Consider the following 12,288-nt stretch of genomic DNA (forward strand, 5'->3'; position numbering starts at 1 on the left):
ACACACCGCACCACCCGTGCCCGGCCCACCCTCACCACCGAGGGGAAGCCGGGCACACCCATACCACCACCGCCCACCACCACCACCCCCACAGCCACCACCCGTCCCCCTTTCGAGTTCAGATCACCGAGCTCACCGGCCGCGCCACCAGAAACCCGGACAAGCTGACACGTCCACCCACGCGCGCCCGAAGGACCCCACCACCATGCCCACCCCACCCCTCGCCGGCGGCACCACCGGCCCCGCCGCCCTACGCCCCCTCCTCGACACCGTCCTCACCGCACTCCACGACGGAGCCCAACAACGCCACGGCCCCCTACCCGCCGGCGGACCCCAAACCGTCACCGACCACATACACCACGCCACCCACCCCCTCATCCCCGACCACGGCACCGGCCCCCATCACGCCCTCCGCACCCTCATCACCGCACTCACCCAAGGCGCCGCAGACCCCGCACACCCCCACTGCACCGCCCACCTCCACACCCCACCCCTCGCCCTCGCCGCAGCCGCCGACCTCGCCGCCTCCGCCCTCAACCCCTCCATGGACTCCTGGGACCAAGCACCCGCAGCCTCAACCCTCGAAACCGACACCACCACCGCACTCGCCGCCGAGATCTACCCCCACCACCCCCACCCCGACGCCCTCATCACCACCGGCGGCACCGAAGCCAACCAACTCGCCCTCCTCCTCGCCCGCGAACGCCACGGCCCCGTACAGACCCTCACCGGCGCCAACGCCCACCACAGCATCACCCGCGCCGCCTGGCTCCTCGGCCTCCCCGAACCCCACACCATCCCCGCCCCCACCGGCGTCATGGACCTCACGGCACTCGAAGAAGCCCTCACCCACCACCCCGGCCCCCTTCTCGTCACCGCCACCGCAGGCACCACCGACACCGGCCAGATCGACCCCCTCGACGACATCGCCGACCTCTGCACCACCCACGGCGCCGAACTCCACATCGACGCCGCCTACGGCGGACCACTCCTCTTCAGCCCCACCCACCGCACCAAAATCCACGGCCTCGACCGCGCCCACAGCGTCACCCTCGACCTCCACAAACTCGGCTGGCAACCCGCATCAGCCGGCATCCTCGCCGTCCCCGACCACCACCACCTCCACCCGCTCCACCACCACGCCCCCTACCTCAACGCCCACGACGACACCCAAGCCGGCCTCCCCGACCTCCTCGGCCGCTCACTGCGCACCACCCGCCGACCCGACGCACTCAAAATCGCCGTCACCCTCCAAGCCCTCGGCCGCACCGGACTCGCCGACCTCATCGACCACACCATCGACACCGCCCACCAACTCGCCGACCTCATCACCCACAACCCCACCCTCGACCTCTACCAACCACCCACCATCACCACCGTCCTCTTCCGCCCCACCGACGCAACCGACCACACCGTCGCCACCGTCCGCCGCACCCTCCTCACCACCGGCCAAGCCGTCCTCGGCCGCGCCCACGCCGACAACCGCCTCTGGCTCAAAGCCACCCTCCTCAACCCCCACACCACCCCCCACGACCTCCAAACCCTCCTCGACCTCATCACCCACCTCACCCACACAGTCCAGAAAGGCAACCCACCCCGATGACCGACCGACCCACCCCCGACCCCGGCCAGCCACACGACCTCGTCGGCATCGGCATCGGCCCCTTCAACCTCTCCCTCGCCGCCCTCGCCCACGGCATCCACCCCATCGCCGCGACCTTCTACGAACAACGCCCCGCCTTCCACTGGCACCCCGGACTCCTCATCGACGGCTCCAGCCTCCAAGTCCCCTTCCTCGCCGACCTCGTCACCCTCGCGGACCCCTCAAGCCCCTGGACCTTCCTCAACTACCTACGCAGCCGCGACCGCCTCTTCCCCTTCTACTTCGCCGAGCGCTTCCACATCCAACGCGCCGAATACGACGCCTACTGCCGCTGGGTCACCGACCAACTCCCCGGACTCCACTTCAGCCACCAAGTCGACGCCATCCGCTGGAACCCCGAACGCACCCTCTACGAAGTCGACTTCACCCAACTCGACACCCACGGCGAAGCCGAAGCCCTCGGCCGCGCCTACACCCGCCACATCGCCCTCGGCATCGGCACCGAACCCTTCATCCCCGAACCCCTCAAACCCCTCGCCGAAGCCGAATCCGTCCCCGTCATCCACTCCGCCGACTACCTCCACCACCGCGAACAACTCCTCCAGGCCGAACACATCACCGTCATCGGCTCCGGCCAATCAGGCGCCGAAATCTTCCTCGACCTCCTCCGCGCCCGCCCCGCCGGACACGAAAAACTCCACTGGCTCGCCCGCACCGGCGCCTTCGCCCCCATGGAGTACTCAAAACTCGGCCTCGAACACTTCACCCCCGACTACAGCCGCTACTTCCACGCACTCCCCGAACACGTACGCGACGAACTCATCCCCCACCAATGGCAACTCCACAAAGGCATCGACGCCGACACCATCGCCGCCATCCACGACGAGCTCTACCGACGCACCCTCCACGGCGGCTGGCCCGACACCACCCTCACCCCCGGCGTCCACGTACGCACCGCAGGCCGCCTCGCCAACACCCGCGTCGAACTCCACCTCGAACACACCCAACAGAACACCCGCACCCGCCTCACCACCGACGCCGTCATCCTCGCCACCGGCTACCGCGAACGCCCCCTCGACCGCCTCCTCACCGGCCTCACCCCCCACATCCACCGCGACGCCGCCGGACGACCCCGCATCGACAACCAGTTCCGCCTCGAACTCGACCCCACCGTCACCGGCAACATCTACGTACAGAACGCCGAACGCCACACCCACGGCGTCGGCGCCCCCGACCTCGGACTCGCCGCCTGGCGCAGCGCCACCATCCTCAACAACCTCACCCGGACCAACGCCTACCCCCTCCCACAACGCACCGCCTTCACCACCTTCGGCCTCACCCCCCAGAACACCCCCCACATCCCCCACCAGCACCCCGCCCTCACCCCCCTCACCCAAGGCAACTGACACCCCGCACACAAAAGAGGCGGCCGCCCCCTCAAAGAGGAGACGGCCGCCACACCCACCCAACCGCTAGAACACCGGCACACCATCCCGCGTCAGCCGCCAGTCCACCGAAGCGAACTGCGCACCATCCACCGAACCCTTCGCCTGCACCCAGCCAATGATCGTGTTCCGGATCTCCTCCGAATTCGCCCACAGCTGCTTCGCACCCGGCACATGCGGGAAGTTACCCCCACCACTCGCCCGATAATTGTTCACCGCCAGCACGAACTCCGCCGCCGGATCGATCGCCTTGCCCTCGAACGACAGATTCACAATCCGCGAACCATTCGGCTTCGCAATATCGATCTCATACGTCAGACCCGACACCGCGTCATAGTTGTAGTCCGGCGTGTTGCCCGCATTCGTCAACTTCGCCGTATCCACCGGAGCACCCGCCGCCGTCTGCACGTAATACCGCGCCGAGAACTCCAGATAATCCTTGATCTGCGCACCCGTCAGCAACCGCGCCTCAAGCGTGTTCTCGAACGGATACAACCCCGCAGCATCCTTGATCGTCACATTCCCCGCCGGAATCTGCGCCGTACGGGAGAAACACGACGCCTGCGACAGCACAGGCAACGACGCATACGCGCCACCCGCCAGAGCCGCCTTCACCGTCTCCGCCTGAACCACATTGATCAGATCAATGATCGGCTCGTCCTTCCAGGCCGCCTCCGCCGTCGTCATCGCCGCCGTCGACGTACCGATCACCTGATTGACGTACGCCACAACCTTCTTGTGCTCATCCGCCAACAACCCCGTGATCTTCGGATCCTCCGCCACCGTGTTCGAGTTCAACACCTGCGAACCCGCACGCTCCATGACCCAGCGACCCTCCTCCCACACCAGATCGAAGTCGAACAGCGTCAACCGCTGCCCCCACTTCAACGGCTCCGAGAGCACCACCTTCTTGCCCGTCTCCTTGTTCTCCACGAAGTACTCGGGGATCTCCAGGTGAGCATGACCGACCAGAATCGCATCGATACCCGGCACCTGCTCCGCCACCAGCGCCGCCGCGTTCTCCACATACGGAAGCTGATCACCGTACGACGACGTCCCGCTGGTCCCCGAGTGCGCCGACACGATCACCACATCCGCCCCCATGGACCGAAGCCGCGGCACGAACTTCGCCGCCTGCTCCTCCAACCCCGGGAACACCATCCTGCCGCTGACATTCGCCTTGTCCCAGATCGCGATCCCCGGGTTCGTCAGACCCAGAATCGCCACCTTCACATCCAGACCGTGCGGCGTACGCAACCGCTTGATCACATACGGGGCGAACGCCGGCCGGAGCGTCTTCGCATCCAGCGCGTTCGCCCCCAGCAGCGGAAAATCACACTGCTCCTCGAACTTCCGCAGCACCGGAATACCGTAATTGAACTCATGGTTGCCCAGCGCCGCCGCGTCATACCCGATCGCGTTCATCGCCTGCGCCACCGGATGCACCGGACCACGCTGCGCCGTGATCGGATCGACCTTCGCGTAGTAGTACGACAGCTGCGTGCCCTGGATCGTGTCACCCGCATCGATCATCAGGGTGTTGTGACGGCCCTTCTCCGCACGGACCTGCTCCACCAGCGTCGAGATCTTCGCCAGACCCACATCGTTGTGCGCCTTGTCGTCGAACTCCTTGTCCGTGAAGTAGTCCCAGTTGAAGACATTCCCATGCAAATCGGTCGTACCCATCACCGTGAACGCATACCGCTTCGGCGGACGCCCAGACCCACGACCCTGGGCCTCGGCAGGCACAGCCACACCCCCAGCCATCGCCACACCGGCCCCGGCCGCAGCCGATGTGCCCAGGAACGTCCTACGGTTCAGCGGCATTTCTTCTCCCACAGATCAGATCTCGCAGTACACAACGCGCGTAGATAATGACCCACAGGCCACGCCACGCAACACCCCCTGCAGGTTTCTATCTGATGACCACACGGGTCACACCCCGATGCGACAGTGAACCCATGACCCACACACCCAGCCCCCTACGACACCTGACTTCACCGCACTCGGCGAACTCACCACCCGCATCGCCGACCTCGGCATGACCCACATCAACGGCCCCCGATGGGCGCTGCGCCCCGACTCGCCCCCCCACGCCGAGGCCCGCCGCCAAGCCGTACGAGAAGCCCTCCAACGCGCCCGCGAATACGCCGACGCCCCCGGCACCCACCTCGCCGCCCTCCTCGAAATCACCGACCTCGGCGCCGAGAATGCCGCCCCCCTCCCACCCGTGCCCGCCGCACCCGGCAGCTTCCGCGGCCGCGCCGCATACGGCGGGGCGGAACCCGAAACACCGCCCGCCCTCGACCTCGAACCCCAACGGCGGACCGTCTACGCCCAGGTGAACGCCCGCTTCACCATGGCACCCCCAAAACTCTGAAAAGAATGCTCATCAGAGCGCCCCGCTGCACAATTCAACACTTGTCAATAACCCTTCACCCAAAGGTTGTTGAGACGACACGCAGAGCCAAATCGCTACCCGTAGGTAAGGTCTAGGCTCAAACCATGCGCCGAGCAAAAATCGTCTGCACCCTGGGCCCAGCCACCGACTCATACGAGCAGATCAAGGCACTCGTCGACGCCGGAATGGACGTCGCCCGCCTCAACCTCAGCCACGGCTCCTACGCCGAACACGAACAGCGCTACCGCCACGTGCGCAAAGCCTCCGACGAAACCGGACGCAGCGTCGGCATCCTCGCCGACCTTCAAGGCCCGAAGATCCGCCTCGGCCGCTTCCGCGAAGGCCCCGTACTCCTTGAACGCGGCGACACCTTCACCATCACCGTCGAACCCACCGAAGGCGACCGCAACACCTGCGGCACCACCTACGAAGGCCTCCACACCGACGTCACCACCGGCGAACGCATCCTCGTCGACGACGGCCGCGTCACCCTCGAAGTCACCCACGTCGACGGCCCCCGCGTCCACACCACCGTCGTCGAAGGAGGCATGGTCTCCGACAACAAAGGCCTCAACCTCCCCGGCGTCGCCGTCTCCGTCCCCGCACTCTCCGACAAAGACATCGAAGACCTCCGCTGGGCCCTGCGCACCGGCGCCGACGTCATCGCCCTCTCCTTCGTACGCAGCGGACGCGACATCGACGACGTCCACCGCATCATGGACGAAGAAGGCCGCCGCCTCCCCGTCATCGCCAAAATCGAAAAACCCCAGGCCGTCGAGAACATCGACGACATCGTCGCCGCATTCGACGGCATCATGGTCGCCCGCGGCGACCTCGGCGTCGAAATGCCCCTCGAACAAGTCCCCATCGTCCAGAAGCGCGCCATCAAACTCGCCAAGCGCAACGCCAAACCGGTCATCGTCGCCACCCAGATGCTCGACTCGATGATCGACAACTCCCGCCCCACCCGCGCCGAAGCGTCCGACGTCGCCAACGCCGTCATCGACGGCACCGACGCCGTGATGCTCTCCGGCGAGACCAGCGTCGGGAAATACCCGATCGAAACGGTCCGCACGATGTCCCGCATCGTCGAAGCAGCCGAGGAAGACATCCTCGCCAAGGGCCTGCCCCCGCTCACCGACCGCAACAAGCCCCGCACCCAGGGCGGCGCGGTCGCCCGCGCGGCGGCCGAGATGGGCGACTTCCTCGGCGCGAAGTTCCTCGTCGCCTTCACCCAGAGCGGCGACACGGTCAAGCGCCTCTCCCGCTACCGCTCACCCATCCCGCTCCTGGCCTTCACCCCGGACCCGGCCACCCGCTCCCAGCTGAACCTCACCTGGGGCGTCGAGACCTTCCTCGGCCCGCACGTCGACTCCACGGACGCGATGGTCGCCCAGGTCGACGAGGAGCTCCTCCGGATCGGCCGGTGCGAGAAGGGCGACATCGTGGTCATCACGGCCGGCTCACCGCCGGGCGTCCCCGGATCGACGAACCTGGTGCGGGTGCACCACATCGGCGAGGACGACAGCCCCCGGTAGATCGGTCGTCAGTACTTCGGCCCGACGTGAGCGTCCATGAGCGCGACGGACGCCCGTCGGGCGACGGAGATGTTCTGCCTGTTGGCCTGCCGCCAATCGACGCCTACATGGTCGAGGGCATTGGTGAAGAGCCCCAGGATGTCGGCGGACAGATTGGTGAAGAAGTACCGGGGGTACTCGTAGCGCTTCCGCTCACCGGCGACGAGGCGGGTGGTCCAGTTGGTGATGCGGCAGCCGTCGGAGTGGATGAGCCCCCGGATGAATTCCCATGGGTGGGCATCCACGATCTTCTGTTGCCAGGGTTCGAGCGCGATCTTGCGGTCGTGTTTCTTGCCGGGGCCATGTTGGGGGAAAAAGCACGGCCAGTGCTTGCTGTAGCAGGTCACGTTCTGGCAGCCCTGACGCTGAACCCGGAACACCTTGTTGCCGGGACGCACGAGCTGCATGGCTTCGGCGCAGGCGTCGATGAGGCCGGGCCAGGCATCGGCGCAGGCGATACGGAGGAAGTACACACCCCTTCTCGCGGAGCTGATGCAGCCGTCACCGAGATAGAGGCCCAGTAGGTAGGCGTACGCGGCGGGGTCTTCGGGATCGCTCGGCAGGCCGTCGCACCTTGGACAGGCTGCAGCGCGGTTCCAGCCGAGGGGTTCTATTCGTGTCTGCCATGAACGTATGGCAGCCCGTGAGATCCCGGTCTGCTTGCTTACGGAGTTCTGGCTGAAGCCTTGGGCGATGAGTTCCAGAGCGCGCTTGCGCGTATCAAGGTCGTACATCCGGCCGAGCCTGGCCCGAGCATGGTGCTCGGGGGGTGGACTCCGTGAGGCGATCACACGATCAAGTGAAGTGTTGCCGATTCCTTGCGACCTTGGAATCGAAGGAAAAGTGCCCCGAGTCGGACTCGAACCGACACTGGATGGGTTTTGAATCCATTGTCTCTGACCAATTGGACTACCGGGGCTCGCTGAATCGAAGGATTCCTTCGACCCGCTGAGCGTCCACCTTACCGCAGCTAGGTAGGCTCTTGGCAGCAGTACCCCTGTCTTGAACGAGGAGCCCCGTGACCACGCCCGAGTCGCCCCAGCCCGTCGCCGACGACGACAAGTCGCACGTCCCGCCGCTGACGACCCGCGTCGTCATCGCCGAGGACGAGGCTCTCATCCGCCTCGACCTCAAAGAGATGCTCGAGGAAGAGGGCTACGCGGTCGTCGGCGAGGCCGGCGACGGCGAGAAGGCGGTCGAGCTCGCCCGTGAGCACCGGCCCGACCTGGTCATCCTCGATGTGAAGATGCCGATCCTCGACGGCATCTCCGCCGCCGAGCGCATCGCCGAGGAGTCCATCGCGCCCGTCCTGATGCTCACCGCGTTCTCGCAGCGCGACCTGGTCGAGCGGGCCCGGGACGCCGGGGCGATGGCGTACCTCGTGAAGCCGTTCAGCAAGAGCGACGTGGTGCCGGCCATCGAGATGGCCGTGTCCCGGTTCGCGGAGCTGAAGGCGCTGGAGAGCGAGGTCGCGGACCTCGCGCAGCGGCTGGAGACGCGGAAGCTGGTGGACCGGGCGAAGAGCATTCTGCAGACGGATTACGGGCTGTCGGAGCCGGCGGCGTTCCGTTGGATTCAGAAGACGTCGATGGATCGTCGGCTGTCGATGCAGCAGCTCGCCGAGGCGTTGATCGAGGATGCCGAGGAGAAGAAGCGGGCGGCGAAGGACGGCGAGTAGCCGCGTAGATACGTACGGAAGAGGCCCGCACCCCGGATCGATCGGGGTGCGGGCCTCATCCGTGTGGAGCGGTGCGGGTCAGTCCTCGCCGAGGTACGCCTTGCGGACGGATTCGTCGTGGAGGAGGTTCTGGCCGGTGCCGGAGAGGACGATCTTGCCGACCTCCATGACGTGGCCGTGGTCGGCGAGTGAGAGTGCGGCCTGGGCGTTCTGCTCGACGAGCAGGATGGTGGTGCCCTGGGCCTTCAGCTCGACGATGGTCTCCATGATCTTCTGCATCATGATCGGGGAGAGGCCCATGGAGGGCTCGTCGAGCATGAGCAGTTTGGGCTGGGACATGAGGGCGCGGCCCATGGCGAGCATTTGCTGCTCGCCGCCCGAGAGGGTTCCTGCGGCCTGCTTCCGTCGTTCCCCGAGGATGGGGAAGAGGTCGTAGGCGCGCTGGACGTCCTTTTCGATGCCTGCTTTGTCGTTGCGGAGGTAGGCGCCGAGGAGGAGGTTCTCGGTGATCGTCAGCCGGGGGAAGATGTGGCGTCCCTCGGGGGAGTGGGCGAGGCCCAGGGAGACGATCTTGTGGGCGGGGATGTTGGTGAGGGGTTTGCCCTCGAAGAGGATCTGGCCGCCGATGGGCTTGAGGAGGCCGGAGAGGGTGCGCAGGGTGGTGGTTTTTCCTGCGCCGTTGGTGCCGATGAGGGTGACGACCTGGCCGGCTTCGACGGTGAAGGAGATGCCTTTGACGGCTTCGATCTTGCCGTAGGCGACGCGGAGGTCTTCGACCTGGAGCAGTGCGGTCATCGGGTGTCCTCCTCTTCGGTGCGGGTGGTGCTGGTGTCGCCGGTGGCGGCTTCGGCTTCCGCGGCTTCGGCGGCTTCGGCTTCCGCGGCTTCGGCGGCTTCGGCTTCCGCGGCTTCGGCGGGTTCGGCCTCCGCGGCTTCGGCGTGTGCTTCGGCTTCCGCTGCTTCGACTTCGGCGACTTCTTCGGCGCCGGGGGCGCCTTCGAAGGGGGTGCCGAGGTAGGCGGCGACGACGCGTTCGTCGCTCTGGACGACGTCGGAGGTGCCTTCGACGAGTTTTTCGCCTTGTACGAGGACGGCGACGCGGTCGCAGAGGTTGAAGATGAACCGCATGTCGTGCTCGATGACGAGGACGGCGATGCCTTGGTTGCGGATGGCGAAGATGAGTTCTTCGGTGACGCGGGTTTCCTGGGGGTTCATGCCGGCGGTGGGCTCGTCGAGGAGGAGGAGTCCGGGGTCGCTGGCGAGGGCGCGGGCGATTTCCAGCTTGCGCTGGTCTCCGTAGGGGAGGTTGCGCGCGAGGTGGTCGGCCTTGGTGTGGAGGCCGATGAACTCCAGGAGTTCCATGGCGCGTTCCCGGCTGGCGTTCTCGGCCTTGGTGAAGCCGGGGAGGCGCAGGAGGGCGGACCAGAGGCCTTCTTTGGTGCGGGTGTGGCGTCCGACGAGGACGTTTTCCAGGACGGTCATGTTGGCGAAGAGCCGGATGTTCTGGAAGGTGCGGGCGATGCCTGCCTGGGTGACGAGGTGGGGCTTGGGCGGCAGGACGGTGCCTTTGTAGCTGACTTTGCCTTCGGTGGGTACGTAGAGCCCGGTGAGGCAGTTGAAGAAGGTGGTTTTGCCGGCGCCGTTGGGTCCGATGAGGCCGACGATTTCGCCTGCGTTGACGGTGAGGTCGACGTTGCGTACGGCGGTGAGGCCGCCGAAGCGCATGGTCACGCCGCTTGCGTCGAGGACGGTGGTGGCGGTTTGTGTGGTGGTGGTCATGGTGGTCACGCCCCCGCCTTGGCGATGCCGGCGCCGGTTTCTTCGGACTGCCGTGGTTCCGGTACGTCGATCGGGTCGTTCTCGTGGAATTCGAGCTGTTTCCTGCGGTCGGCGACGAGGCCTTCGGGGCGGAAGCGCATCAGGAGGATGAGCGCGATGCCGAAGAGGAACAGCTGGTAGTCCTTCATGAACTGGAGTTTGGCCGGGATGAGGTAGAGCAGTGCCGCGCCGACGAAGGGTCCGCTGAGGGTTCCCATGCCGCCGAGGATGACGGCGGCGAGGAGGAAGGCGGAGTTGGGGGGTACGGAGCCGGCGAACTGGTACTGCTCGGGCGTCACGGTGTAGTTGACGTGTGCCTGGACGGTACCGGCGAGGCCGGCGAGGGTGGCGCCGAGGGCGAAGGCGAGCAGTTTGAGCCGGAAGGCGTTGATGCCCATGGCGGTGGCGGCGGTTTCGTCTTCGCGGATGGCGACCCAGGCGCGGCCGATGCGGGAGTCTCCGGAGCGGCGGAAGACGAGGACGACGACGGCGGTGACGACGAGCATCAGCAGGTAGTAGTTGGCGGGCCTGCTGAGGGTGAAGGGGCCGATGTCGTGGCTGAGTCCGAAGTCGATCCCGAGGAGGTTGAGGTCCGGGATGCTGGGGATGCCTTGGGAGCCGTTGGTGAGGTCGGGTCCGCTGTTGCCGTTGAGGTTGTTGACGGTGACGCGGAAGATCTCTCCGAAACCGAGGGTGACGATGGCGAGGTAGTCGCCGCGCAGTCGGAGTGTGGGGGCGCCGATGAGGACGCCGAAGACGAGTGAGACTGCGGCTCCGGTGAGGACGGCGGCCCAGAAGGGGAACTGGACGCCGATGGCGGAGAGTGGTGCGCCGGAGACGAGGGCCGCGGTGTAGGCGCCGACGCCGAGGAAGGCGACGTAGCCGAGGTCGAGGAGGCCGGCGAGGCCGACGACGACGTTGAGGCCGAGGGCGACGGTCGCGAAGATGAGGATGTTGACGCCGATGAGGGCGTATTCCGCGGTGTCCTGGGTGAAGGGGAAGCAGAGTGCTGCGACCAGGGCTGCGGTGAGGGCGACGTTGCGGTGCTTCGTGGTCAGCGCGGTGATGCGGGAGATGAGTCCGGCGCGGGTGATTGCGGTGAACGCGAAGGCCGCGGTGATGAGGAAGCCGATGAACTGTTCGGATTCCTCGGTGGGGATGTCGATGCCGTAGGTGAAGACGTACAGCATGACGCCGAAGGCTGCGGTGATGATGAGGATTTCGGCCCAGGCGGGGAGTGTTCTGGCGCGGGGTGCCGCGGGTGCGGTGAGGCTGTTGCGAAAGCGCTGCCAGGCGCCGGGCCGGGGTTCGTGCTGGGGGAGTGGTTCGTCGCTGGGGAGTGCGAGTGCGGCGACGGTGGCGATGAGTGCGCCGGTGCCGCTGACCCAGGCGCCGGGTTCGAGGTTGACGACACCGCCGAGCTCGTAGGCGATGGCTCCCATGGTGTAGCCGGTGGTGCCGAGGGTGCCGAGGGCGAGGAGCCGGACGGGGCTGTTGGTGCCGCCGGGGGTGAGCCAGCCGAGTCCTCGGATTCCGTATCCGCTGAGTACGAAGAGGAGGGTGAGGGCGGCGCTGGTGAGGGTGAGGATCTGGAGGCCGCCGGGGTAGCCGGTGACGGTGAGGTCGCCGGGGAAGTCGGCGGTCCAGGTCCAGGCGAGGAAGGTGCCGGCGAGGGCGATGGCGGCGCCTGCGGCGGTGAGGGCGCGGGCGACGGGGGTGGGCAGCGGGATGAGCGTGTCCCGGGCCGGTGTGGTGTGGGTGGTCATC

At 66.7% G+C, this 12,288-nt stretch carries 9 protein-coding genes, 1 tRNA gene and 1 pseudogene; 5 read left to right on the forward strand and 6 right to left on the reverse strand.

Going from position 1 to position 12,288, the window contains the following annotated elements:
- Positions 1-205 precede the first annotated feature (205 nt).
- Positions 206-1,603, forward strand: coding sequence for a pyridoxal phosphate-dependent decarboxylase family protein (locus OH809_RS31620; RefSeq protein ID WP_406418486.1), 1,398 nt, complete (start codon positions 206-208; stop codon positions 1,601-1,603).
- The gene (locus tag OH809_RS31625) at positions 1,600-3,009 is read left to right on the forward strand and encodes a lysine N(6)-hydroxylase/L-ornithine N(5)-oxygenase family protein (RefSeq protein WP_406418484.1); all 1,410 of its coding nucleotides are present in this window, start codon (positions 1,600-1,602) and stop codon (positions 3,007-3,009) included. Before OH809_RS31620 ends, OH809_RS31625 begins: the two co-directional genes overlap by 4 nt.
- 66 nt (positions 3,010-3,075) lie before the next feature.
- Here the strand turns inward: OH809_RS31625 and OH809_RS31630 are convergent, their stop codons facing one another.
- Positions 3,076-4,875: a bifunctional metallophosphatase/5'-nucleotidase gene (locus OH809_RS31630; protein WP_406418482.1), complete on the reverse strand. Its 1,800-nt coding sequence runs from the start codon at positions 4,873-4,875 to the stop codon at positions 3,076-3,078.
- 166 nt (positions 4,876-5,041) lie between these two features.
- Here OH809_RS31630 and OH809_RS31635 point away from each other — a divergent pair.
- Both OH809_RS31635 and pyk read left to right on the forward strand, forming a co-directional pair.
- Positions 5,042-5,428: pseudogene (locus OH809_RS31635) on the forward strand (SIMPL domain-containing protein); the annotation flags it as partial.
- Between the two features lie 125 nt (positions 5,429-5,553).
- Positions 5,554-6,987 carry a pyruvate kinase gene (gene pyk, locus OH809_RS31640; protein ID WP_406418480.1) on the forward strand — a complete coding sequence of 478 codons (1,434 nt, stop codon included), beginning with the start codon at positions 5,554-5,556 and terminating at the stop codon, positions 6,985-6,987.
- A gap of 8 nt (positions 6,988-6,995) precedes the next feature.
- Here pyk and OH809_RS31645 read toward each other — a convergent pair whose 3' ends face one another.
- Both OH809_RS31645 and OH809_RS31650 read right to left on the reverse strand, forming a co-directional pair.
- Positions 6,996-7,760, reverse strand: coding sequence for a transcriptional regulator (locus OH809_RS31645; RefSeq protein ID WP_406418478.1), 765 nt, complete (start codon positions 7,758-7,760; stop codon positions 6,996-6,998).
- 110 nt (positions 7,761-7,870) lie between these two features.
- Positions 7,871-7,945 (reverse strand) — tRNA-Leu (locus OH809_RS31650).
- Between the two features lie 99 nt (positions 7,946-8,044).
- Here OH809_RS31650 and OH809_RS31655 point away from each other — a divergent pair.
- Entirely contained in the window at positions 8,045-8,704 is a 660-nt protein-coding gene (locus OH809_RS31655; RefSeq protein WP_366135331.1) for a response regulator, read from the forward strand.
- A 78-nt stretch (positions 8,705-8,782) separates the two neighbouring features.
- Here the strand turns inward: OH809_RS31655 and OH809_RS31660 are convergent, their stop codons facing one another.
- From OH809_RS31660 to OH809_RS31670, 3 genes are read right to left on the reverse strand one after another with little or no spacing between them, the layout of a single operon-like run.
- Entirely contained in the window at positions 8,783-9,499 is a 717-nt protein-coding gene (locus OH809_RS31660) for an ABC transporter ATP-binding protein (protein WP_406418476.1), read from the reverse strand.
- Entirely contained in the window at positions 9,496-10,482 is a 987-nt protein-coding gene (locus OH809_RS31665) for an ABC transporter ATP-binding protein (protein WP_406516302.1), read from the reverse strand. The genes OH809_RS31660 and OH809_RS31665 overlap by 4 nt, the downstream gene beginning before the upstream one ends.
- Positions 10,483-10,487: 5 nt before the next feature.
- Entirely contained in the window at positions 10,488-12,287 is a 1,800-nt protein-coding gene (locus OH809_RS31670; RefSeq protein WP_406418474.1) for a branched-chain amino acid ABC transporter permease, read from the reverse strand.
- Between the last annotated feature and the right edge of the window lies 1 nt (position 12,288).

The sequence above is a fragment of the Streptomyces sp. NBC_00873 genome (assembly GCF_045207415.1).
Classification (GTDB): Bacteria; Actinomycetota; Actinomycetes; order Streptomycetales; family Streptomycetaceae; genus Streptomyces.